This is a genomic window from Photorhabdus caribbeanensis, assembly GCF_018448885.1.
GTDB lineage: Bacteria > Pseudomonadota > Gammaproteobacteria > Enterobacterales > Enterobacteriaceae > Photorhabdus > Photorhabdus caribbeanensis.
The window spans coordinates 1-24330 of the sequence record NZ_RCWB01000043.1; the positions used below are offsets into that span (position 1 = coordinate 1).

Below are 24330 nucleotides of genomic sequence, written 5' to 3' on the forward strand. Positions count from 1 at the left end.
GTGATTAAACAGAATACCAGTATAAAAGACAGTCAGGCGGCTAAACGTCGAAGAGCCATTTGGTCAGGGGAATTCCGTAGTCAACTTATCTTTGATTAAATTAAATACAAAGTGGAATCCCGCCCTGAATAGTAAGGTAAGTAACTAATGATAGCTTGTAAAGAAGAGATGTTATTCAAGATAAAACTTTTATGTTTGGATAACATTAGAATACAAACATAAGAGCACTGGTGTTAGTAAAACCACTAGGTTGTTACACCAGAACGAAAAATTACCCTTGTGGAGGCTAGATGTTTATGGATAGTTTAAGATATGAAAAGTTCAGCTATTTCAATCATAATGACGATTTTTTCGACTCATTAAAAGAAAGTTATATTGAATTTCCTGATTGGTTAAATAAGAAAGCTAGAAATAATGAATCAGCTTATGTATTGTATGATACTACTGGTAAAATAGAAGGGTTTCTTTATTTAAAACTTGAGAATAATGTTTCAGATGTTGATCCTCCTTTACCTGGTAATACTCATCTTAAAATAGGTACATTTAAATTTGAATCAAAAGGGACATTACGTGGACAGCGTTTTATAAAGAAGGTATTCGATACAGCAATAGTGATGAAAGTTGATAATATCTATGTGACTGTTTTTGAAAAACATGATTACCTTATTCGCTTATTTGAAAAATATGGTTTCTATAAGCATGGCGAAAAACATACAGACAATGGTGTAGAGTTTGTATATGTTAGAGACTTAACATTGACAAATGGTGATATTCTTCTTGATTATCCGTTGATAGTTAATAAAGAAAAAAATAAATATTTATTATCAATATATCCAGAATTTCATACACGTCTTTTCCCTGATTCGCGGCTTTTCACTGAGTCACCTGATGTTGTTCGGGATGTTTCACATACTAATAGTATTCATAAAATATATATATGTGCAATGAAAGATGTTCTTCATATGAAGAGAGGGGATATTATTGTTATATATAGAACGGCTGATAAGCAAGGGCCAGCACGGTATAGATCTGTGATTAGTTCACTTTGCGTTGTTGAAGAAGTCAGGTGTATTAATGAGTTCTCAACGTTAGAAAGCTATATTGATTATTGTAGTAAATTTAGTGTCTTTAGTGAAAATGAATTAATTGAAAAATATAAAATAAGAAAGTACCCGTACATAATAAGATTTACTTATAATATGGCTTTACCCAAAAGAATTATTCGTGATAGACTCATTAATGAAGTTGGTTTAAATAGTAGTGATTATTGGGGTATGATGAAATTAACCGATGATCAATTTAATAAAATCATCAAACTGAGTGAAGTTAATGAAAGTTTTATTATCAATTAAGCCTGAATATGTTGATAGAATACTTGATGGTTCAAAGAAATTTGAATTTAGGAAAGTTGCTTTTAAGAATAATCAAGTTCAATCCGTTGTTATATATGCAACTATGCCGATAGGAATGATTGTCGGTGAGTTTGAAATTAAAGAGATCATTTCTAACTCTCCTTCCGTTGTATGGGAAATGACTCATAAATTTGCAGGTACAACGAAGGATTTTTTTGATAGTTATTTTGAGGGAAGAGAAAAGGCTGTCGCAATTAGTATTGGTAATGTTAAAAAATACGATAAGCCTTTGCCTTTAAATATGCTTGGTCAAGGGATAACAGCGCCTCAATCTTATCGTTACTTATCTGCATGAGGTTTGCTCTACCAATAGGGGTATTGCTCTGTCTATCTCCTATGGATTTCAAGATACATCGCAACGGCAAGGGAGCGAATCCCCGGGAACATAGATAATTATGTTACCGGGGTGAGTGAGTGCAGCCACAAAAGGCAACTTGAAAGATAACGGGTATATTAGGCTTGCATGGCTTAGTTAATAACCCACTTATCTCACCATTAAGGGATCAGTAAACTTGATCCTTGCGTTGCCCGACTTTCCAGAATCTGATGTGCCCTTGTCGCTTCATTTAGCGGGAACTTCTGATTTTCTGGTACGTCCACATTAATTTTGCTGCTGGCAATCAGATCAAATAATTCTTTGCTCGCCTCATCTAACTCTTCGCGCGTTGAAATATAGCCGGCGATAGAAGGGCGGGTAACGAACAGAGAGCCTTTCTGATTTAAAATCCCCAAATCAACACCGGTAACTGGCCCGGATGCATTGCCAAAGCTAACCATTAATCCGTGGCGTTTCAGGCAATCCAGTGAATCCAGCCAGGTCGATTTACCAACAGAATCATAAACTACACCGACTTTTTCGCCGTTGGTGATTTCATAAATTCGTTCGACAATATTTTCACGGTTATAGTTAATAACCTGCCATGCACCGGCATCTTTAGCGCGTTGTACTTTCTCTTCAGAACCGACTGTTCCAATCAGTTTTGCACCCAAAGCTTTTGCCCATTGGCAGGCAATTAGCCCAACGCCACCGGCGGCGGCATGAAACAAAAAGGGTTCGCCGGACTGGATTTTGTAGGTACGGCGTAGAAGATAGTAGACTGTCAGCCCTTTTAGGAAAGAAGCAGCAGCTTGTTCGAAGGAGATGGTATCTGGCAGAACAGCGACTTTGTTTTCCGCGACATTGTGCACTTCACTGTAAGCGCCTAAAGTTGATTGCGCATAAACTACCCTGTCACCCACTTTTATGGTCGTCACAGCGGAACCCACTTTGGTCACTACGCCTGCGGCCTCAGTGCCCAGACCGCTTGGTAATTGTGCCGGTGGGTATAGCCCGCTACGAATATAAGTGTCGATGTAATTGATTCCAATCGCTCTATTTTCTACTTGTACTTCATCGTCAGCAGGAGCTCTGGGGGTGAATTCACAATATTGCAGGACCTCAGGGCCGCCAATAGAGGAAAATTCGATATGTTTTGCCATGACTCAACCTCATCAATGTAAGGGGAATGTATGCACGTAGTAATTGAATTCATTGTAAATGGGCTTTAATGTGCCAGAAATAATTACAAACTATATGTAATTACTCAAGGCACTTCATAGCGTATACTCTGTGCTGTTGTAAATTTATCAGTGGATTATTGCGGGATTCATGGCGGGAAAAAAATCAACTCACAACAAAATGGCTGAACCAAAAGATCGCCAAATGGAAGGGCTGAAACTTCCGCCACACTCTTTGGAAGCAGAGCAGTCTGTGTTAGGTGGTTTAATGCTAGACAACGAACGTTGGGATAATGTTTCCGAACGTGTTACTAGCAATGATTTTTTCAGCCGCCCACATCGGCGCATTTTTGCTGAAATGCAGCGGTTGTTGGAGATGGGTAATCCCATCGACCTGATTACATTATCGGAATCCCTTGAGCAGAGTGGGGAGCTGAATAATGTAGGGGGCTTTGCTTATCTGGCTGAATTATCTAAAAATACGCCAAGTGCGGCTAACATTAATGCTTATGCGGATATTGTCCGCGAACGTGCTGTTGTCCGCGAGATGATCGCTGTCGCAAATGAAATTGCAGATGCAGGTTATGATCCTCAAGGCAGGAGCAGCGAAGAATTATTGGATCTGGCCGAATCACGGGTGTTCCAGATCGCTGAAAATCGCGCCAGTAAAGATGAAGGGCCGAAAGGAATAGAACAGATCCTTGAAGAAACCGTCGAGCGGATTGAGCAACTCTATCAACGTCCTCATGATGGTGTCACCGGTGTTTCAACCGGTTATCAGGATCTGGATAAGAAAACCGCAGGCTTACAAAAATCAGACTTGATCATTGTGGCTGCGCGTCCTTCTATGGGTAAAACCACTTTTGCCATGAACCTGTGTGAAAACGCAGCCATGATGCAGGACAAGCCTGTTTTGATCTTTAGTCTTGAGATGCCCGGCAACCAGATCATGATGCGTATGCTGGCATCCCTTTCACGGGTGGATCAAACCCGTATCCGTACCGGTCAGCTTGATGATGAAGACTGGGCGCGGATCTCCAGTACGATGGGGATATTGCTGGAAAAACGCAATATGTACATTGATGATTCGTCTGGCCTGACGCCTACCGAAGTCCGTTCCCGCGCTCGGCGCGTCTTCCGCGAAAATGGTGGATTAAGTCTGATCATGATCGACTACCTGCAATTAATGCGGGTTCCGGCCTTATCCGATAATCGTACTTTGGAAATTGCGGAGATTTCCCGTTCACTCAAAGCCTTGGCTAAAGAGCTTCAAGTGCCGGTGGTTGCACTTTCTCAGCTCAACCGTAGCCTTGAGCAGCGGGCAGATAAGCGCCCGGTTAACTCTGATTTACGTGAATCCGGCTCTATTGAGCAGGATGCCGACCTCATTATGTTTATCTATCGTGACGAGGTTTACCATGAGAATAGCGACATGAAAGGTGTAGCTGAAATCATTCTTGGTAAGCAGCGTAACGGTCCAATCGGTACAGTTCGTCTAACGTTTAATGGTCAATGGTCGCGGTTTGATAACTATGCCGGACCAAGTTATGACGACGAATAAGTATTAACCACCAAAGAATTAATCAATTTAAGGAATAGAATGAAAGCGGCAACCGCAATTATTGACCGCCGCGCTCTGCGACATAACTTGCAACGGGTAAGGGAGATTGCTCCTAAAAGCAACTTGATTGCAGTTGTGAAAGCAAACGCTTACGGCCACGGTTTACTGGAGACAGCACATACGCTGGACGACGCTGATTGCTTCGGTGTAGCGCGAATTGGTGAAGCATTGACATTGCGTCATGGTGGTATCGTCAAACCGATTCTGTTACTGGAAGGATGCTTTGATGCGACTGACCTGCCAGTACTGGTTGCTAACCATATTGAAACGGTGGTTCACAGCATTGAACAGTTGGAAGCACTGGAGCAGGCTAAGTTATCTTATCCGGTAAAAGTATGGATGAAACTGGATAGCGGGATGCATCGCTTAGGTGTAAGGCCGGAAGATGCCGAAGAATTTTATCAACGGTTAAGTCGTTGTAAAAATGTACAGCAGCCTGTCAATATTGTTAGCCATTTTGGCCGTGCTGATGAGCCAACGGTAGACACAACTTGCCGGCAGATAGCTTGTTTTCAGGCTTTTTGTGCGGACAAACCGGGAGAAAAATCTATTGATGCATCGGGAGGTATCCTGTTGTGGCCGGAAGTTCATCAAGATTGGGTACGTCCTGGGTTGATGATGTATGGTGTATCACCATTGTCTGATAAAACGGCCACGGATTTTAACTTGATTCCAGCAATGACCTTAAAGTCGAGCTTAATTGCTGTTCGTAAGCATAAAGCTGGCGAGTCGGTTGGCTATGGTGGGACTTGGGTTAGTGAACGTGATACTCGTCTTGGGGTTGTGGCTATCGGTTATGGTGATGGTTATCCGCGCAGTGCGCCTACGGGAACACCAATATATATTAATGGCCGTGAAGTGCCGATTGCTGGCCGAGTCTCGATGGATATGATCTCTGTTGATTTGGGGCCGGATGCGACAGATAAAGTGGGTGATGAAGTGGTGCTCTGGGGAGATGTGCTGCCGGTGGAACGGATTGCTGAATGCACTGGTATCATTGCTTATGAGCTGGTGACTAAGCTCACTTCCAGAGTGGTGATGGAATACTTGGACGAATAATGTTGTAGATTATATTGTTTATTAAATAACTAACTGATAAGGAGTAGAGCCTGATGTTCCAGAATGTTGATGCTTATGCTGGTGATCCTATTCTTTCGCTGGCTGAAGAATTCAAAAAAGATCCTCGTGCGGAAAAAGTTAATCTGAGCATCGGGCTGTATTACGATGAGCAGGGTGTGACTCCGCAATTGCAGGCGGTAGCTACCGCAGAAGAACAACTTAGAGCGTTGTCACAGACTGCTTCTCTTTATCTGCCGATGGAGGGATTGGAATCGTATCGTCTTGCGGTTCAGGAACTGTTATTTGGTAAAGATCATCCGGTGTTGAAACAGCGGATAGTGGCAACGATTCAATCATTAGGCGGTTCTGGCGCTCTTAAAATTGGAGCTGATTTTTTGCATCGTTATTTCCCTGATTCAGAAGTGTGGTGCAGTGATCCAACTTGGGAAAACCACGCAGCTATTTTTGCGGGGGCTGGCATTAAGGTGAACTATTACCCTTATTTTGATACACAGACTAAAGGGGTAAAATTCAATGAAATGCTGGAAACATTCAGGAAATTGCCGGCAAAAAGCATTATTGTGATGCACCCTTGTTGCCATAATCCAACCGGTTCGGATCTGACCTATGATCAATGGGATCAAGTTGTTCAGATTGTTAAAGAGAGAGAATTACTGCCATTCCTTGATCTTGCTTATCAGGGGCTTGCGGATGGGATGGAAAAAGATGCTTATGCCATTCGTGCTATGGCGACAGCCGGTTTGCCTTGTCTGGTGAGCAACTCTTTCTCCAAAATATTTTCTATGTATGGTGAGCGAGTAGGTGGCTTGTCTGTTATTTGTGATGACGAGCAGACCAAAGAGCGGGTATTGGGGCAGTTGAAAGCGGGTGTGCGTCGCGTCTACTCTAGCCCACCGAATTTTGGTGCACAGGTTGTGGCGAAAGTACTGACTGATCCTGCTTTGAAGGCACAATGGTTAACAGAAGTTGAGCATATGCGCTTGCGTATTTTGGAAATGCGCACGGTGCTGGTGGATGCTCTGAAAACCGCATTACCAGAGAAAAACTTTGAGTATTTTCTGAAACAGCGCGGGATGTTCAGCTATACCGGTTTTAGCCAGAAACAGGTGGATCGCTTGCGCCAAGAATTTGCTGTTTATCTGGTCGGTAATGGCCGAGTCTGTATGGCGGGCGTCAACCATCGTAATGTTGCACGTATTGCTGAAACATTTGCGGCGGTAAATAATAGATTCTAATATAAATAATCTGTTATTGATGATAATGATCGATAATTTGTAGAATAGCAGTACATCTCTTTTTAGAAGCGCACCATAATATGGTGCGCTTGCTTTATGATTCAACTAATTGAATTTTAATATTTTTATTCTTATATTTTTTCAGCCTGCAATTATTAGTGAAACTAGTAACTGATATCACTAATCTTAAATAGCGTTTACTATTACATAAATAATGATAATCATTATTACTTGAGATAAATCTGTTTTTGCTCTAATTTTCTGTTTGCATATACAGTGATTCTGTGTGCTTTTTATTTGATAAAAGAGGAGAATACGATGGGTGAGGGAGATAGAAAGGACTATGACCATAATATGCAGATGGTAAGTAGTAAAGGAGGGGACGGAGAGGCTCTAGCTAATCATGACACAATGACTGTGACATCAGATCGTAGTTCTGATCGAGGATGGGGAGGTGGCGGTGGAAACTCAGGAAATAATGAACGGGTTGACCGTACAGGAAAAAATAAGGGGGTGAATCTATCCTTGTTTCCAGAGGCACAGGCATCAGCGGCTATCGGCGCTCAGCCGATGAACATTGCTCTAATTGATGGGCTGTGGGGATTTACATTATTCCAAAAGCAGATAGCTGGCACTGTGAGTTCAATATTAGCACGATTGGCAAGTGTTGCATTGGACGCTGCACCCTATGCAGGACGTTTTGCTGGTGTGGCAGTAGGAGCTATGTGGCCGAAGAGTTTAGACGTACCTGAAGATGCAAAGTTTAAGGCAGAACGGCAGAGGATGATTATTCAGGCAATGCAAGCCAGTCAGGTTACAAAAATGCCAGTATCTAAGCTAGCTACAATGTCCAGTGTAGTCACTGATATTCAAGTACAGGATGTCATTGAGAAAGATAAGCAGACATTGGCAATTGTTAGAACATCGACTAAAGCTGTGAATGTGCCTGTAGTTAAAGCGGAAAAAACTAGACGACAGAATGTTTTTACCGCAAAAGTGGTTCCGGGTATGCCTCCAGTGCATATCAGAATAAGTGATCCTCCAAGAAGAAATATATTTAGTAGAAAAGAGGTGACACCTGTAGCTAATGTGCCAGTCACATCATATACACCCACGCCGGTTAAAAATACGGTAGATGCAATTGTCCATTTTCCGGTGGGTTCAAATGCAGAGCCAGTGTATGTTTCAGTGACGACAGTACTGAAACCGGAAGAAATGAAAAAACAGGCCGCAGAAGCGAAGAGGCAGCAGGAAAAGTGGGAGAAAGAACATCCTGTTGAAGCAGCGGAACGGCGACTTTATGAAGCAGAACAAGTATTCAAACCGCTTGATAAAATTTATCAGGAAAAGCTGAAGATATTAAACCAAGTAAAGAATACGCCGGAAGGAAAAGCGTTGGCAGATCCTGTAAAAAATCCACTTGTTTATACAAAGGATATTGAGATAGATGGGAAGAAACTTAAAGTAGAGATAAAAACGGATGACAAAAAAGGTTTGGATATTCTTTTAAAAGAAGGCGTAAAAGCATACATGTTAGCTATGACGCGTTCAGATTTTGAGAAATTGCAGGGTATTAAAGATTCTAAAGAGGCTCAATTACAAACGAGTGCAGCACTTTTAAAAGCGATACACTATGAACGTTTTGGTCATCGGTTGTTAGACGCTTGGAAGAAAACAAATCCAGTGCAAAGGGAATTTAACATTGCAATGGAAAACCGTAAAAAAGCGGAACAGGCAAAAAGTGAGGCAGAAGAGAACCTGGATAAGGTAAAAGAAAAGAATAAATCTAAAAACTTAGTTATTGATGATAAAATACGTGATCAGATATCTAGTCGTGGATGGACTGAAAAAGATATTAAAGATGTTGTTGCAAAAGGACCAACTGGAAAATCAACAGATAATCGTCGACCTAATAAAACGCCAGATAAATTAGGAAGGAATGATACAGCGACAGTATATGGTACTCCTCCGAATGGATATATAGTAGTAAATGATAGAACGGGAGAAGTTACTCAGATAGCTGATAAAACGGACTCTGGTTGGAATGCTGATAGTCGAATTAAGTGGAGTAAATAAAATGAGTATATCTATAGATAAGTTACGTGTTTATACTAATCCTAATGAATTTTTTACCTTAGGTGGAAGCGTGATAATGAAGTTAACACCTCAAGCGGCGATCGGAGTCTGTGAAATTGCCACTAATAAGAATTTAGTAATTTCACGTATTGAAGGTTTTATTTGGCATCGTAACACCGGAAAATTTGAAGCTAGGTTAGATGCTATTTGGGACGGATTAATGAACCCAGAAAATGATTTAGAGAAGGTGAAAAAAAATAATAAAGAAGCTATAGAAAACATCCGGGAAGATGAAAAAAGTGGACATGATGTATTTATTATTACTATAGCTAAAAAGCAATAAGTTACTAAATAAGATTCTAAAATAGTGCTACATCTTATATCACTCATAATTTCATATATAACAATGGGTTGAAGAATGCCATGTGTAGCGGAATTATGAAACGCTATTTTAGATTATAGCTACCTTTTTTGAATTGATCCCAAGATGTCAGGTAAGAGTCGGGGATTAATAAGGGCTGAGCTCTATATATTGAGTAGGGCTTGGTCCTTTGAAGTTAGGTTTGATCTTGTTGTAATTGTAATATAGAATATATTATCATTATTTTTTAATTTCCTTTCCGATATAATGACTAAAAGTTAGCTAGGGAGAGTATTTTATAGTACTATTTAGCTGTGCTATTCTTAGATTATATTAGTTAAAGGATAGCTAATAACACGTCTTATTCAATAAGGAAGCTAAATGGAAAAGTTACATCGTTGGGAAAAGAATGGTTATATTATTTCTACGGATAAATATGAATTAGATATTAACTTGATTCACCAATTTCTGGCAAAAACGAGTTGGGCAGAAGGAATTGATAAAGAAACTGTGAATTTATCAATTGAAAATAGCTTAAATTTTGGTTTGTACAAAAATTCCCGGCAGATAGGATTTTCGCGTATTGTGACTGATTTCGCGACCTTTGGTTATTTATGTGATGTTTTTATCTTGGATAATTATCAGGGATTAGGATTAGCACGCTGGATGATGGAATGTTGTCTGGAGCATCCTCAAATAATAAAGCTTAGAAGAATTATGTTGGTTACTACCACTGCTCCTTGGTTATATGAAAAGACAGGTTATTCGCCGGTAAGATCAGATAACTTTGTTTGGCAAATTGTTCGTCCTGATATTTATAAGGAAAATAATATTTAAGGTCATTATATAAATCCATTGATTAACTACTATGAATGAAGAATTCACGTAGGTAGAAAATAATTCATTGTGTCAATATACATATATAAATTTCTATGGGAGTCATGTTAATCAAGATTTGGTGAATTGATCAGTTTTCCAAAAATACTACCATATGAGTATGATCTAGCTCTCGCTATTTATTGTGAAACAGATCAATTTTTCATGAAACATGTTTCAGATGGTGAAAATTATTTTTCACCATTTCAAGGTATATCCAAACATTTGTTAGCTTTCGACAAGGATTTACTTAGTGCTTTGTTTTATTAAATTTATTTCTAATATAGAACACCGGTTGATTATTAATATGCAGAAAAAAAAGATTTTTCAACAGGATTTAACTTGATGGTTATCACATAAAATAGGGCTGATAATCCAGTCATAAACTCTTACGATCATTCTCCCAATTTCGTTGTAAAATAAAAAATCCCGCTTTACTATTTTTCCTTTAACACATAAAACAAACGTGTGTTTAAGAACAAACAAGTGTCCAAAAATGACGAATCGGGAAAAACAAATATTGCAACTTCTGAGACGAGATCCGTTGATCCCACAGCAGGAAATTGCCGATATTTTAGGTATAAGTCGCTCCGGTGTTGCTGGTCATATCATGAATTTAACGAATAAGGGATATATAAAAGGTAAAGGTTATATTTTATCTGATCATAATTATGTGGTAACGGTTGGTTCTATTAATATGGATGTTTACGGTTATGCGTCGGATAAACTCATTTATCAAGATTCTAACCCAGGAAAAATAAAATGTACCCCTGGTGGTGTAGGCAGAAATATTGCCCAAAATATCGCGTTATTAGGTAAAGAATGTCATCTTATTTCTGTTGTTGGCGATGATTTCTATGGTAGCACTTTACTGGATCAGGCCAGATGCGCAGGTGTTAATGTCAACTACTGCTATAAGCTTTATGGTGAAAATACCTCGACATATGTCTCCTTATTAGATGACGGTGGGGAGATGTTGGTTGCCATCAATGATATGCATATTTTGGAAAAATTGACGCCATCGTTGTTAGCGAATCATTGTGATCTTATTCAACACGCTGGCGTATTGGTTATTGATTGCAATTTATCTGAAGAGGCTTTGGTTTGGCTGTTGACTAATGCCCGAACGGTACCGGTATTTGTGGATACGGTATCCGCATTTAAAGCACCTAAGATTAAAAACTGGCTTTCCTATATCCACACTTTAAAACCTAATTGCCTGGAGGCGGAAGCACTGAGTGGAATGAAAATCACCCAACCTGCCGATGTTCCGGCAGTGGCGCGGTGGTTTCACGATCAAGGTGTGCGGCGGTTAGTACTCAGCATGGGGGCAGAAGGTGTCTACTTTAGTGAAAGCGATGGTGTGGCAGGTTGGTCACTTCCCATCAGTATCAAGATTGTCAATGTAACAGGTGCTGGAGATGCCATGATGGCTGGACTGGTGAACTGCTGGCTAGAAAATATGACGCTGGCAGAAAGTGTTCGCTTTGCTCAAGGGTGTTCCGCGCTCACGCTCTCCTGCGAATTTACCAATAATCCAAATCTGTCAAATGGCAGTGTCCAAAAACTGTTGGAAGTATAATCATGAAAAATCATGCTATTAGCAATAAATATTTGGATATTTCCCCGGAAGTTACAGAGGCTTTAGAGAATAACCGACCAGTTGTGGCGTTGGAATCTACTATTATTGCTCATGGAATGCCTTACCCGCAAAATGTCAAGACTGCGCTACAAGTTGAACAGAAAATCAGGGAAAATGGCGCTGTTCCTGCAACAATTGCTGTTATCAATGGGATGATGAAAGTAGGTTTGTCGCATGAAGAAATAGCGTTTTTGGCTAGAGATGGTGACAAGATAACTAAAGTCAGTCGTCGTGATTTACCTTTTGTTATCGCGGCCGGAAAAAATGGCGCGACGACGGTAGCTTCTACCATGATTATTGCGGCAATGGCCGGGATTAGAATCTTCGCTACCGGCGGTATTGGTGGTGTGCACCGGGGAGCGGAACAGACTTTTGATATTTCGGCGGATTTACAGGAATTAGCGAAAACCAGTGTTGCGGTAGTCTGTGCTGGTGCTAAATCCATTTTGGATCTTGGCCTGACAACAGAATATCTTGAAACTCATGGTGTGCCGCTGATTGGCTATCAGACTCACTCTTTACCAGCGTTTTTCTGTCGTACCAGCCCATTTCCCGTCAATATTCGTCTGGATTCCCCAGAACAGATAGCTCAGACGATGGCAGTAAAATGGGAGACTGGATTACAGGGCGGTTTAGTAGTTGCCAATCCAATCCCTGAACCATACGCCATGCCGGAAGCGGAGATCAATGCTGCTATCGAACAGGCAGTACGCGAATCCATAGAACAGAGAGTAAATGGCAAGGCGTGTACGCCGTTTTTGTTATCCAGAGTGGCTGAGTTAACTGGGGGTGATAGCTTGTCTGCCAATATTCAGTTGGTACTTAATAACGCTGAACTGGCAGCGAAAATTGCCTGTTGTTACTGGGAAAACAGTCGTTACAGAAAACAGAGAACAGGAAACTGAACACAGGAAAAAGGGGCTTAAATCGCCCCTGTTTGCAGATTATGCTTCTTTCTTCAATATAGGTTTCAGGAAACGTGCAGTATGTGATTTCTCACATTTGGCAACCTCTTCTGGGGTACCAGAAATCAGAATCTCACCGCCGCCGCTACCTCCTTCTGGGCCAAGATCTACGATCCAGTCAGCGGTTTTAATCACATCAAGGTTATGTTCAATAACCACAATGGTATTCCCTTGATCGCGTAACTGATGCAGAACCGCTAATAGCTGCTGAATATCCGCGAAATGCAAACCTGTTGTTGGCTCATCAAGAATATATAACGTCTGCCCAGTTCCGCGTTTGGATAGTTCACGCGCCAGTTTTACCCGCTGCGCTTCACCGCCTGATAACGTTGTTGCTGATTGACCCAGACGGATGTAAGAAAGACCAACATCCATGAGGGTTTGTAGCTTACGGGCCAGAGCAGGAACTGCATCAAAGAATTCACGAGCTTCTTCGATCGTCATATCCAATACTTCATTGATATTCTTGCCCTTATATTTGACTTCCAGTGTTTCACGGTTATAACGCTTACCTTTGCACTGATCACAAGGTACATAAATATCAGGCAAGAAGTGCATTTCTACCTTAATAACGCCATCACCTTGGCAAGCTTCACAGCGTCCACCTTTAACGTTAAAACTGAATCGTCCAGGTGTATAACCACGGGCGCGTGATTCAGGTACGCCGGCGAATAATTCACGGACTGGTGTAAATACGCCGGTATAAGTTGCTGGGTTAGAGCGAGGGGTGCGGCCAATCGGACTCTGGTCAATATCAATCACTTTATCGAAATGCTCTAGCCCTTGAATATCGATATAAGGTGCAGGGGTGATATTGGTCGCGCCATTTAACTGGCGTTGGGCAATCGGGAACAGCGTATCATTGATTAGCGTTGATTTACCGGAACCAGAAACCCCGGTAATACAAGTAAATAACCCAACTGGCAGATTGAACGTCACATTTTTCAGGTTATTACCTTTCGCTCCGATCAGTTTCAGCACCTTTTTCGGATCTGCCGGAATACGCTTCTCTGGGATGGCAATTTCACGCTCTCCACTCAGGAATTGACCTGTTAGTGAATCTTTGCTCACCATAATGTCTTTAACTGAGCCTTCCGCCACGATTTCACCACCATGTACGCCTGCGCCGGGGCCGATATCAATGATATGGTCGGCAGCCCGGATGGCATCTTCATCATGCTCAACCACAATCACGGTATTTCCCAGATTGCGCAAGTGGATTAGCGTTTCCAGCAGGCGTTCATTATCCCGCTGATGCAACCCGATAGAAGGTTCATCAAGTACATACATCACTCCCACTAAACCAGCGCCAATCTGGCTGGCAAGGCGGATACGTTGAGCTTCGCCCCCGGACAGGGTTTCGGCAGAACGGGAGAGAGTCAGATAATTCAGACCAACATTAACCAGGAATTTCAGACGGTCGCGGATCTCTTTCAGCACTTTTTCAGCAATTTGCGCACGTTGACCACTGAGTTTAATGTTTTGGAAAAAATCCATCGCATGGCCGATACTAAAATCTGAAATTTCCGGCAGAGTGGTATTCTCAATAAATACGTAACGGGCTTCTTTACGTAAGCGAGTTCCGTGGCAGGAAATACATGAACGATTACTAATATATTTCGCCAGTTCCTCCCGAACGGCGGTGGATTCCGTCTCTTTATAACGGCGCTCCATATTATGCAGTACGCCTTCGAACGGATGGTTACGCACGGTGGTATCGCCACGGTCATTGGTGTATTTAAATTCGATGGATTGTTTACCGGAGCCGTACAATACTATTTTCTGAATATTGGCGCTGAGGGAATTGAAGGGCGCTTCGATATCGAATTTATAATGTTCTGCCAATGAACGTAGCATTTGGAAATAGTAGAAATTACGGCGATCCCAACCACGAATTGCACCACCGGCCAGGGAGATATCACCATTCTGAATGACTCTATCGGGATCAAAAAATTGCTGAATACCTAAACCATCACAAGTCGGGCAAGCCCCGGCTGGATTATTAAAAGAGAACAGGCGAGGTTCCAGCTCACTCATGCTATAGCCACATGCAGGACATGCAAAGTTAGCGGAGAAAATCAGTTCTTCGGCTGTATTATCATCTATATTGGCGACAATAGCGGTGCCGCCTGAAAGTTCCAGCGCTGTTTCAAAAGATTCAGCCAGGCGTTGTGCCAGATCGGCACGAACTTTAAAGCGATCAATGACCACTTCAATGGTATGTTTTTTCTGTAATTCTAATTTCGGCGGATCGGATAGATCACAGACTTCACCGTCAATACGGGCGCGGATATAACCTTGTGCTGCCAGATTATCCAACAACTTAGTATGCTCGCCTTTCCGCTCTTTCACGATCGGCGCCAGCAACATCAGACGATGACCTTCTGGCAGTGTTAGCACATTATCCACCATCTGACTAACAGTCTGTGCCGTCAATGGAATATCGTGATCTGGGCAACGTGGTTCACCTACACGGGCAAACAGCAAACGCAGATAATCATGAATTTCGGTAATCGTCCCCACGGTTGAACGTGGGTTATGGGAAGTGGATTTCTGCTCAATAGAAATAGCCGGGGATAACCCTTCAATATGGTCAACATCAGGTTTCTCCATCAGTGACAGAAACTGGCGCGCATAAGCTGAAAGCGATTCCACATAACGACGTTGCCCCTCGGCATAAAGCGTATCAAATGCCAGAGAAGACTTACCAGAGCCGGACAAACCGGTGATAACGATCAGCTTGTCTCGGGGGATTATCAGATTGATATTTTTGAGATTGTGGGTACGTGCGCCCCGAACTTCGATGTTGTCCATGAACCATTTCCCGGGTTATTCATACGTGCATAAATAATAATAAGTGAGTTATTATTACACAGAGTTGACTGATTAGATATACAGTATTTAAGTGAAATAATGTAATAAGTACGGAATTAAATTACGGTGAGCTTCGCAAAGTTCGTTCTAAAGCGGCTGCGTTTCATTTTTAGTGTCGCATGTTAAACTGTGTTGCTTAATAATTGTAGAAATTCATTTCATCAGGAGTATTTTCATGGCCAGCAGAGGCATAAACAAAGTTATTTTAATCGGGAACCTGGGGCAAGACCCGGAAGTCCGCTATATGCCAAACGGCGGTGCAGTGACTAACATTACTCTGGCGACTTCTGAAAGCTGGCGCGATAAACAGACCGGCGAGATGAAAGAGAAGACTGAATGGCACCGGGTTGTTTTATTTGGCAAACTGGCGGAAGTCGCGGGTGAATACCTGCGTAAAGGTTCACAGGTTTATATTGAAGGTTCTCTGCAAACCCGCAAATGGCAGGATCAGAACGGTCAAGAGCGTTACACCACGGAAGTAGTGGTAAACATGGGGGGGACCATGCAAATGTTGGGTGGTCGTGCTGGTGGTGGTAGTTTCCAGGATAGTCAACAATCACAAGGCGGTGGTTGGGGACAGCCACAGCAGCCACAACCACAGCAACAATCTCAGCAGTTCAGCGGCGGCGGCGCTCCTTCGCGTCCAGCTCAATCCTCTGCTCCACAAAGCAATGAGCCACCAATGGATTTTGATGATGATATTCCGTTCTGATTTCGATATTTTTCTTTGTAAAACAAATGGTTATCATGTTGCTTTGTGGTAATCATAGGCTGTTGGAGTGTCTATTGCAAGCCTGACTAATCCTTACCCAGTAATGGGTTTGAACCTCAAAAGAGAGAGGGGAGTGCATCAGGTCAGGAAAAGGCTGGTTGCGGGGAAATAATTTACTTTGCGCCAGCCACTCTTGTTTTACATAAACAAATGCTTTTGCAACAGGTTGATGTGTGACTGCTTCCCGCCGTAAACGGCAAGGCTTCCCACTTCTCAGGCCGCTATCGTCGATATAACGGATTTACGCTGACCTCCGTGGGCAGAAACGACGAGTCCCGCCGTCTATAATGCTGTTGTGCCCCTGCTTTGTATAAAGCGTACGCTGCCAGTCAGAACACGCCGGAGTAGCCAGCCCAGAGCCCCTTGAGCTTTTCGCCTTATATCCCCATCCGCACTGGACGGGGGTTTACGGCGGTTTTTGCTAAGTTAGACAAGAGTTCAGACACTGGAGACGGTGCTGGCTGGGCACTTACACTCAAAGTGTGGAAGGCCCATTTTTAACCTATTGTTGACATTCATAGTTAACATTTCTGCTCAGGTGATGAAATTCAGGGTTCTACACCACAAAGTGGAATTAATTTTTAATGAGGTCGCTGCCACAATTTGGGATCGCGAGGCGTTGTTATCGCCACCCGAGACATAAGCGCCTGCATTGCGCCGGCCATTAATAAGGTAATCTTCTCTCCACGGTTAGTTCTTTGTCTGCATTCCCAGGCCCGTACTCCTGCTTGTTGCACTTTAATGCCGATTTCACGATAGATACCATGAGCAGAAGCTATGACCCAGGCTGAACGCAAAGGTAAACCAACAAGCCCTGTCAGAGCGGAGGTATAATAAGACTCCGCTTCTACAATCAACCGGGATGCCACCCGAGCTAGTGCAGGACGGTTTTCGGTATAAATAAGCGTGTCTGGCAGTAGCCCTTCCTGGGAAAGCCATTCAAGCGGAAGATAGCAACGCCCGGCCTTCGCATCCTCAATAATATCCCGAGCAATGTTAGTTAACTGAAAAGCAATTCCTAGATCGCAGGCCCGATCCAGCACACTCGCCTCGCGAACCCCCATAACCCTTGCCATCATCAGCCCAACCACTCCCGCGACATGGTAGCAATATCTCAGAGTATCATCCAATGTCCTGTAAGGCTCACAGAGTACATCCATTGCGAACCCTTCCAGATGTTCGAAAGCTTGTTGCTGAGGGATGTCATGACTCAGTGCTACTATCTGAAAGGCTGCAAAAGCAGGTTCGGTCATCGGCAAACCGTCATAAGCCTGCCTCGTCAGGTATTGCAGCATTTGAAGTTTCTCGCGGGCGCTATGCTTATCAACACTGCTTATTTGTTTCCCCAGCTCTTGCCCGTCTATTATATCATCACAATAACGGCACCAGGCGTACAGCATCATTGTGCTGTGTCGTGTTGTTGTATCGAAAAGTCGGGTGACACTGGCAAAACTTCTTGAACCTTGCTCCATTATCTGAGTAACGTGTTTAAGTAGCGCGGGATTCATCTAGCGATATCCTCTAACATCAATGTGGCTGTGGCTTTTGCTGATCCAATCACGCCGGGAATACCTGCCCCAGGATGCGTGCCTGCGCCGACGAGGTACAGATTATCAATGCGGCTGTCCCGATTGTGTGGTCGGAACCAAGCGCTTTGTGTCAGTAACGGTTCAAAGGAGAAGGCCGAACCTAGATGGGCATTGAGTTGGTCACGAAAATCAAATGGGGTAAAAATACGATGAACGACTAACTGCTGGAGCAGGCCGGGCATATAGTACTTTTCCAGATACGCGAAAATACGGTCACGTAAGCGTGGCCCTTCTATATCCCAGTTTAAATTAGCTGTCCCCAGGTGTGGTACAGGGGCCAGAACGTAGTAACTTGCGCATCCTCGGGGAGCAAGGGATGGGTCAGTAACAGAGGGGGAATGGAGATAGAGTGAAAAATCCTCCGTCAGTCGGCCATGATAAAAAATATCTTCGATGAGTTCCTTATAGCGTGGACCAAAGCAAACTGTATGATGGGCTAATTGCGTATGGTGATGATTCAGACCGAAATAAAGCACGAACAGTGAGTTGCTCATTCGTTTACGCACCAGTGTTCGGGCGCGGGCTATTCCGACCGGATGCTGACCCAACAGGTGCTTATAGGTATGAATAACATCGGCATTTGAGGCCACAACGTCACATGTCATATTTCGTCCATCAGTTAATTGGACACCTGTGACCCGATTGTCATGGGTGGTGAAGCGTTTTACCTTTGCGTTAAGCTCAATTTCTCCACCAATGTCAGTAAACAATTTCACCATTGCCTCAACCAGGGCGCTGGTTCCTCCACGCGGAAACCAGACTCCCCATTCTCGTTCCAGCGCGTGGATCAAAGTATAGATAGAAGATACAGCAAAGGGGTTGCCTCCTACCAGTAGCGAGTGAAATGAAAATGCCTGGCGCAGGTTCTCATCCTTGATAAAGCGCGCCACCTGACTATAAACACTACGCCATGCGTGTAGACGTAGCAACTGTGGAGCCGAACTCAACATGTCGCGAAAAGAGAGGAAGGGCGCCGTTCCAAGTTTCAGATAGCCTTCATTAAAGGCTTCCCGGGAATAGTCCAGAAAGCGTCGATACCCGTTAACATCTTTTGGATTAAACGTATGGATTTGTGCTTCCAGATGTTGCTGATCATTATCGTAATCAAACATCTTACCCGACTCCCAACAGAGCCGATAAAAAGGGCGCACGGGAAGTAAATCGACGTAATCAGCCATACGTTTACCAGCCTGTGTAAACAATTCTTCAATGACATTGGGAGCGGTGATTACGGTGGGGCCGGCATCAAAGGTGAACCCTTGTTCCTTATAAACATAAGCGCGTCCACCTGGTTTATCCCGTTGCTCCAAAATACGTGTCGGAATCCCCGCAGACTGGAGCCTTATTGCCAGTGCCAGCCCACCAAAACCCGCACCAATTACCAGCGCTTTAATCATAATAAAAACCCTGAAGCTGCTTGTGTTGTTTAAACATTGCCTTTAGAGCACCCTTTATCGGCACTGGTGGTTTACCTATGAGAATCCGGGCTTTATCGACGGAGTTAAGTTGCTCCGCATAGAAACGCGCAATCAGATCTGGGGAAAGTTGATAAAAACGTTGCATCACTTTCCAACGTTGTTGTGGATCCCCAGCGAGGAAGAGCATGCGATTTAGAAGACGGAAAAAGCGCTGATGTTGCCACTGCTGTCGTGCGTAATCCCTGAGGGTAATGAATAAGGAGGTATCGGTAAGCTCCGGCAGAGCAACAATACGATCTGCCAACCGAATGGCGTGTGGCAGAGAGTAGCCTGTTGTGGGGTGAAACAGAGCTGCACGCAACCCACAGGTGGGCTGTCCTGCTAGTTGTGCCCAGAAAGAGGTAAAATCTCCCGTAAGTGTAATTGGAAGACAACCGCTCTCTTCTCGAATGAGTTTACCCAGTTTCCAGCCATGCTTCTTCGCGTACTCTGCAATAGTTGCTTGCGACAAGGCTTTATCAGGTGGCCTCCGATCAACGTAATGAGTATCCTCTATCAGCAGACGAGTTGAGGAGAACGGCAGGACATAGATAAATCGATAACCAGTGTCCTGCCCCACACTGGTATCCATTAAAATCGGGTGGGTTAAAGAGTGCGACTCTTCCAGCTCCCATTCCTGACCAAAAAATGCCTGGGCGCCACTCCCCATAAATGGTCCTGGTCGCCAGCCTCTCCCGTCAATGACTGCGCCGGCACTTAGAGATGTGCCGTCCTGTAAGTAGACTTTCTGTGGAGTTAGCTCCTGTACCAATACACGAGTCTGTATACGCTCGCCCAAATACGCATGGAGTATGTTTGCAAAGTGTTGGGATGTGATACTGAAATATGAATGTGGCAATGTGCGTTGAAATGCTGGAAAAATGACGTCGTAACCTGACCAGCGATAGGTGATCAGCGGTGCTATCCACCTATGTTCGGCCTCAGTAAGATCATGTTGATGAAATGACCACGTGTGATTGCCTCCTATTGTTTCTGTGCTTTCAATAAGCAACACTCGCAAATGGGGTTTACACTGCTGGAAACGCATTGCGATCAGCCCGTTGGCCAATCCTCCTCCCACCAAAATCAGATCCCAGTCGTACATCATTTTGTTGATCCTCCGACAATCACAAAGTTATTAACCTCATCAAGAGTCACATACATCACGGAAATTCGTGTTTGTTGAAAGAGATTAAAGATATTCAGTCATAGCTGAAAGACTCATGCTGGTAGCAAAACAGCTGTACGCAGCGCAGCAATATCGGCGCTTCCTGTGCAAAAGCAGGCGACTTTTATCTGCTCAATAATTAATTGGAAATGTTCTATAACTGCATCAGTGGAGAGAGCTGCACTATGTATGACGGCAGCGGCTTGGCCGACCAATTGTGCCCCCATGCAATAAGCTTTGGCAGCATCAACACCATTTCTGATACCGCCAGAGGCGATCAGAGGCATATTTGGGAGTGCCTCGCGTATTTCACGCAGTGCTGTCGCGGTCGGAATTCCCCAGTCAGCAAATGCCATAGCTAATGCGCGATGATATGGTGTGGATGCTCGTTCTGCTTCAATCGCTGCCCAACTGGTTCCCCCAGCCCCGGCTACATCCAGCATACTGACTCCAGCTTCTGCCAATTGGCGTGCAACAGGAAGCGATAAACCTGAACCTACTTCTTTAACAATTATAGGAACCCCAAGTTTTGTTACGAGTTGTTCAATAGCATATAGAATATGGCGCCAGTTACGGTCTCCTTCCTGTTGCAGCGCCTCCTGTAGCGGATTCAGATGGATAATTAGAGCATCGGCTTCAATCATCTGTACTGCTCGCAGAGCATAATTAAATCCGCGCTCGCCACGAATTTGGGCTGCCCCGAGATTAGCGAAAAGGAGAATATCAGGAGCTATCTGACGTAGTGAGCGACTAAGCCCATCGTTTGCTTCATTTTCAAGAGCAACACGTTGCGACCCGACCCCCATTGAAATTCCTAATATTTGAGCTGCCTCTGCAAGATGATGATTAATCGCATGAGCACGATGAACCCCTCCGGTCATAGAGCTTATGAGCAGTGGTGCCTGCAAAATTTTTCCAAAGAGGGAACACTTAAGATCTATACTGTCTAGATCCAATTCTGGCAGAGCACAATGCTGAAATCGCCACTCAGCAAACCCCGTACTTACTTGGGACTTAGTTTGAGGAGGACGGAATATAATATCCAGATGCTCATTCTTACGCTGAGTGTGATCGATCTTTTTCATTTTTTTCGGGCCAAGGTTGAAATTAATTAAACATCGCAATATTTTTATCAAACCAGTGTCGTATAAAATATCGTGAAGCTAAATTTCTGCGATACACCACCGCCAAATATTTATCAATGTATCTGATGTGCCTGCGTAAGTGTTTATACACTTTAGATTTTCCGAGTAGCGTAACCATTGTTAACTTTTCCTTATCCTGATACATATCTTTCCCTGTATTATTCAGGTCATCACTCAAGTCATCCAGTAATTGAAACGCCTGCCCCAGATGTTGTGATATATGACGTAATGCCTGGCGAGTTATATCAGGTGCATTCACAGCAATTGCCGCTAATTGAAATGTTGTGTCGAAAAGCAAACCCGTTTTTAAATTGTTGGTGGTAGCAATGGCATGATAATTACCAGCACATAATGTATTGTTCAGATCGCGAAACTGCCCTTGGACAAGACCGTTTAAACCAACTGCATGGGAAAGTATGGCGACAGCAGCGGATTTATCGTATTCAGAAAGGTTTGTTTCTACAATGAGGCCAAAAGCTCGGCTCAGCAAGGCTACAGCCGCTAGGATCGCTACACTTTCACCATACTGCCGGTGAATAGCCGGGCGCCCGCGCCGATACTCAGCATTATCCATGCAGGGAAGATCGTCTAAAATTAATGAGGCTGCATGCACTATTTCAATTGCAGATGCTAACTGTAGAAAGTCAGTCTTCCAGGGGTTTTCTCCAAGATCCAGGACTATGAGCAGCAATAAGAGGGGGCGGATACGTTTTCCAGACACCAGTGTACTTTCTCGCATGGCTGCGCAGACTTTATCATCTGGCGCTCCTGAAGGCAGTACCCGTTCTAGATGCTGTTGTAGTGCACTTTGTAGCTCCAGTAATGTCTCTTCGTAATTCATAGCTCGTGCAGTACTGACGTTCATAAATATTTCCCAAACCACGTAAATAATTTCACTAAGCCATTTGAAAAACAATGATAAGCTTATATTACAATAGGCTTCAGGCTTATAGCATAACTTCATTTATCCAGCAGTGATGCATTCCCATTGGAATATGGTGCGGCAAACGTAATCTGCACACCATTGAGAGATCATCAGCATTTAAAACTACGACATCTGTGCAGTGCAATTTTTCGACATAAACCTTAAAAATAAGCCAACCATCATCTTCTTTAACAGCACCCGGTTTGGCTACAAAAACAGGTTCTTCCGGCAAATCATTATCAAAACTGTGGCTTAATACACTCTTATTAAAACAATCAAATTTAATTATTGATCTCCCTTCACTTTCAGAATCCCCCCAACAAACGAACCAGGCATATCTGTGCTGTCTACCACAGACTGTAGGGTTTATGGCTGGGAAATCAGTATTCCCCCTGAATAAAATTTCTTTATCAACATTCCCGGATGCAGTGCATAAAGTAAAACGACAAAGTTCTGAACTATTATTTTTAAATATATTCTGTGTAAATACTGGGAATGATCTCCAAAATGAGGCGTCGAAAATCACATTCCCATCGGCATCTTCATAGCCATTTGCGAAATGAAAAATAAATCCAGGCACTGCATCATAGAATTTCACATCATGGCATGCTCTTGAAACTAAAAGAACCCTGCCATCTTCACTTTCACGTGAATTCATGGATGCAAGGATGCTTTCATTGCCAATTACATTCCTCAACTTAAGATTTATATTCGGCCCACCTAAAAAAAATAAAAAGTAATTTTTTGTCACTATGAAATCATGAATTAAATACCTTTTTCTAAGCGGAATGTTGCGTATAACCGTCATATCGCCGGCACTGTCTATTTTGTATAGCGTCAACTTAGATCCAATACCATATGTCACACCAAATCCATATAAATTATCATCATTTGGTATTTTTTTAGGATGTGCTGTAAATGGTACTTCACGAAGATTAAGTTTGGGAAGGAAAGAAAATCGTGTTCTTAGCTTTCCAGAAAAGTCATATTTTGAAATTGTCTCAAGAGTTACCGGATTAATTAAATGTGGCATCCCTCCTTCCCATAACGCCAGAAGTTTATGAGAGTGATACACAATATTTGTATTTGCCGGATTTTTAATAATAAAAAATCTCATCCTGAGTTTTAGTTTTCTGGGGACGGTTCCAACGGAGCGATACAGTAACCTTTGAGCTTCTTCCTCTTTTAAGTATTCCTTTGTTAACACATGTCTGTTTCTATAGAATATCCCATTATCACTGAACGTTACTTTAAATATCATCCCATCTCCATCAAATGGATGATTATAATATTCGTCTCCTCTATGCAGGCGACCGGGACCAATTCTAAAGAAAGTACCTTTTAACTCTGAAGGAACCTCTCCCTCAATAGGAACTAATTTTGAATCAAGTTCCTCCAACTGAGATTGAAAGGGGTTAATATGGTTTTTCGAGAATACAAAGTCGCTCAAGTCTTCACCTCTATATTTCCAACCAAATAATAGGTAATGATTTAATACCGGAGCTCTATAAGAAGATATAACTATACTAAAATAACAGTACTGTATTGAAGATGAACAGAACTATTTTTTCCCAAAGGGATTTTTGTAACTGAAATCACGAAGAAGAATTTTTCTATAACTATAAACAGTAACAC

Annotated in this window: 19 protein-coding genes; 11 read left to right on the forward strand and 8 right to left on the reverse strand. The window is 42.9% G+C overall.

All coding sequences use genetic code 11. The features are described from left to right. Positions 1-296: 296 nt before the first annotated feature. Positions 297-1352: an N-acetyltransferase gene (locus EAE90_RS20310; protein WP_214055031.1), complete on the forward strand. Its 1056-nt coding sequence runs from the start codon at positions 297-299 to the stop codon at positions 1350-1352. Beyond that, positions 1330-1707: an ASCH domain-containing protein gene (locus EAE90_RS20315; RefSeq protein WP_036778100.1), complete on the forward strand. Its 378-nt coding sequence runs from the start codon at positions 1330-1332 to the stop codon at positions 1705-1707. The genes EAE90_RS20310 and EAE90_RS20315 overlap by 23 nt, the downstream gene beginning before the upstream one ends. A 200-nt stretch (positions 1708-1907) precedes the next feature. On the opposite strand, the gene EAE90_RS20320 is transcribed toward EAE90_RS20315, so the two are convergent. Further along, positions 1908-2891 (reverse strand): quinone oxidoreductase, encoded by a 984-nt coding sequence (locus EAE90_RS20320; protein WP_214055032.1) that lies wholly within the window; start codon positions 2889-2891, stop codon positions 1908-1910. A 169-nt stretch (positions 2892-3060) separates the two neighbouring features. Here EAE90_RS20320 and dnaB point away from each other — a divergent pair, with 169 nt between their 5' ends. The 8 genes from dnaB to EAE90_RS20360 all read left to right on the forward strand — a co-directional run bounded on the left by dnaB (position 3061) and on the right by EAE90_RS20360 (position 12705). Then, positions 3061-4470, forward strand: a complete 1410-nt coding sequence (dnaB, locus tag EAE90_RS20325) for a replicative DNA helicase (protein WP_011148449.1) — start codon at positions 3061-3063, stop codon at positions 4468-4470. A gap of 39 nt (positions 4471-4509) precedes the next feature. Continuing rightward, a complete protein-coding gene (gene alr / locus EAE90_RS20330) occupies positions 4510-5589 on the forward strand; it encodes an alanine racemase (RefSeq protein ID WP_214055033.1) in 1080 nt (359 codons plus the stop codon). 53 nt (positions 5590-5642) lie between these two features. Continuing rightward, positions 5643-6845: an amino acid aminotransferase gene (locus EAE90_RS20335; protein WP_214055034.1), complete on the forward strand. Its 1203-nt coding sequence runs from the start codon at positions 5643-5645 to the stop codon at positions 6843-6845. A 318-nt stretch (positions 6846-7163) separates the two neighbouring features. After that, positions 7164-8921, forward strand: coding sequence for a colicin-like bacteriocin tRNase domain-containing protein (locus EAE90_RS20340; RefSeq protein WP_214055035.1), 1758 nt, complete (start codon positions 7164-7166; stop codon positions 8919-8921). Between the two features lies 1 nt (position 8922). Continuing rightward, positions 8923-9264, forward strand: a complete 342-nt coding sequence (locus EAE90_RS20345) for a colicin transporter (protein ID WP_214055036.1) — start codon at positions 8923-8925, stop codon at positions 9262-9264. A 399-nt stretch (positions 9265-9663) separates the two neighbouring features. Beyond that, entirely contained in the window at positions 9664-10119 is a 456-nt protein-coding gene (locus tag EAE90_RS20350; protein ID WP_214055037.1) for a GNAT family N-acetyltransferase, read from the forward strand. A gap of 535 nt (positions 10120-10654) precedes the next feature. After that, positions 10655-11740, forward strand: coding sequence for a PfkB family carbohydrate kinase (locus EAE90_RS20355; protein ID WP_214055038.1), 1086 nt, complete (start codon positions 10655-10657; stop codon positions 11738-11740). A 2-nt stretch (positions 11741-11742) separates the two neighbouring features. Continuing rightward, positions 11743-12705 (forward strand): pseudouridine-5'-phosphate glycosidase, encoded by a 963-nt coding sequence (locus EAE90_RS20360; RefSeq protein ID WP_214055039.1) that lies wholly within the window; start codon positions 11743-11745, stop codon positions 12703-12705. A gap of 39 nt (positions 12706-12744) precedes the next feature. On the opposite strand, the gene uvrA is transcribed toward EAE90_RS20360, so the two are convergent. Beyond that, positions 12745-15579, reverse strand: a complete 2835-nt coding sequence (gene uvrA / locus EAE90_RS20365; RefSeq protein ID WP_214055040.1) for an excinuclease ABC subunit UvrA — start codon at positions 15577-15579, stop codon at positions 12745-12747. Between the two features lie 235 nt (positions 15580-15814). On the opposite strand from uvrA, the gene EAE90_RS20370 reads away from it, so the two are divergent. Beyond that, the gene (locus EAE90_RS20370) at positions 15815-16351 is read left to right on the forward strand and encodes a single-stranded DNA-binding protein (RefSeq protein WP_011148439.1); all 537 of its coding nucleotides are present in this window, start codon (positions 15815-15817) and stop codon (positions 16349-16351) included. Between the two features lie 641 nt (positions 16352-16992). Here the strand turns inward: EAE90_RS20370 and crtB are convergent. The 6 genes from crtB to EAE90_RS20400 form a co-directional block, all read right to left on the reverse strand. Continuing rightward, complete coding sequence (gene crtB, locus EAE90_RS20375; RefSeq protein ID WP_214055041.1) at positions 16993-17919, reverse strand: 15-cis-phytoene synthase CrtB; 927 nt, start codon at positions 17917-17919, stop codon at positions 16993-16995. Then, positions 17916-19397 (reverse strand): phytoene desaturase, encoded by a 1482-nt coding sequence (locus tag EAE90_RS20380; RefSeq protein WP_214055042.1) that lies wholly within the window; start codon positions 19395-19397, stop codon positions 17916-17918. Before EAE90_RS20380 ends, crtB begins: the two co-directional genes overlap by 4 nt. After that, positions 19390-20565, reverse strand: a complete 1176-nt coding sequence (gene crtY / locus EAE90_RS20385; RefSeq protein ID WP_214055043.1) for a lycopene beta-cyclase CrtY — start codon at positions 20563-20565, stop codon at positions 19390-19392. The genes EAE90_RS20380 and crtY overlap by 8 nt, the downstream gene beginning before the upstream one ends. Positions 20566-20678: 113 nt before the next feature. Then, positions 20679-21710 carry a type 2 isopentenyl-diphosphate Delta-isomerase gene (fni, locus tag EAE90_RS20390; protein ID WP_214055044.1) on the reverse strand — a complete coding sequence of 344 codons (1032 nt, stop codon included), beginning with the start codon at positions 21708-21710 and terminating at the stop codon, positions 20679-20681. A gap of 22 nt (positions 21711-21732) precedes the next feature. Continuing rightward, positions 21733-22635 carry a polyprenyl synthetase family protein gene (locus EAE90_RS20395; protein WP_214055045.1) on the reverse strand — a complete coding sequence of 301 codons (903 nt, stop codon included), beginning with the start codon at positions 22633-22635 and terminating at the stop codon, positions 21733-21735. 82 nt (positions 22636-22717) lie between these two features. Beyond that, positions 22718-24145, reverse strand: coding sequence for a carotenoid oxygenase family protein (locus tag EAE90_RS20400; protein WP_214055046.1), 1428 nt, complete (start codon positions 24143-24145; stop codon positions 22718-22720). Between the last annotated feature and the right edge of the window lie 185 nt (positions 24146-24330).

Bases quoted from the DNA above. Each gene is read 5' to 3' on its own strand.
- EAE90_RS20310 (WP_214055031.1), top strand. From the start codon at position 297: ATGGATAGTTTAAGATATGAAAAGTTCAGCTATTTCAATCATAATGAC.
- EAE90_RS20315 (WP_036778100.1), top strand. From the start codon at position 1,330: ATGAAAGTTTTATTATCAATTAAGCCTGAATATGTTGATAGAATACTT.
- EAE90_RS20320 (WP_214055032.1), bottom strand. From the start codon at position 2,891: ATGGCAAAACATATCGAATTTTCCTCTATTGGCGGCCCTGAGGTCCTG.
- dnaB (WP_011148449.1), top strand. From the start codon at position 3,061: ATGGCGGGAAAAAAATCAACTCACAACAAAATGGCTGAACCAAAAGAT.
- alr (WP_214055033.1), top strand. From the start codon at position 4,510: ATGAAAGCGGCAACCGCAATTATTGACCGCCGCGCTCTGCGACATAAC.
- EAE90_RS20335 (WP_214055034.1), top strand. From the start codon at position 5,643: ATGTTCCAGAATGTTGATGCTTATGCTGGTGATCCTATTCTTTCGCTG.
- EAE90_RS20340 (WP_214055035.1), top strand. From the start codon at position 7,164: ATGGGTGAGGGAGATAGAAAGGACTATGACCATAATATGCAGATGGTA.
- EAE90_RS20345 (WP_214055036.1), top strand. From the start codon at position 8,923: ATGAGTATATCTATAGATAAGTTACGTGTTTATACTAATCCTAATGAA.
- EAE90_RS20350 (WP_214055037.1), top strand. From the start codon at position 9,664: ATGGAAAAGTTACATCGTTGGGAAAAGAATGGTTATATTATTTCTACG.
- EAE90_RS20355 (WP_214055038.1), top strand. From the start codon at position 10,655: ATGACGAATCGGGAAAAACAAATATTGCAACTTCTGAGACGAGATCCG.
- EAE90_RS20360 (WP_214055039.1), top strand. From the start codon at position 11,743: ATGAAAAATCATGCTATTAGCAATAAATATTTGGATATTTCCCCGGAA.
- uvrA (WP_214055040.1), bottom strand. From the start codon at position 15,579: ATGGACAACATCGAAGTTCGGGGCGCACGTACCCACAATCTCAAAAAT.
- EAE90_RS20370 (WP_011148439.1), top strand. From the start codon at position 15,815: ATGGCCAGCAGAGGCATAAACAAAGTTATTTTAATCGGGAACCTGGGG.
- crtB (WP_214055041.1), bottom strand. From the start codon at position 17,919: ATGAATCCCGCGCTACTTAAACACGTTACTCAGATAATGGAGCAAGGT.
- EAE90_RS20380 (WP_214055042.1), bottom strand. From the start codon at position 19,397: ATGATTAAAGCGCTGGTAATTGGTGCGGGTTTTGGTGGGCTGGCACTG.
- crtY (WP_214055043.1), bottom strand. From the start codon at position 20,565: ATGATGTACGACTGGGATCTGATTTTGGTGGGAGGAGGATTGGCCAAC.
- fni (WP_214055044.1), bottom strand. From the start codon at position 21,710: ATGAAAAAGATCGATCACACTCAGCGTAAGAATGAGCATCTGGATATT.
- EAE90_RS20395 (WP_214055045.1), bottom strand. From the start codon at position 22,635: ATGAACGTCAGTACTGCACGAGCTATGAATTACGAAGAGACATTACTG.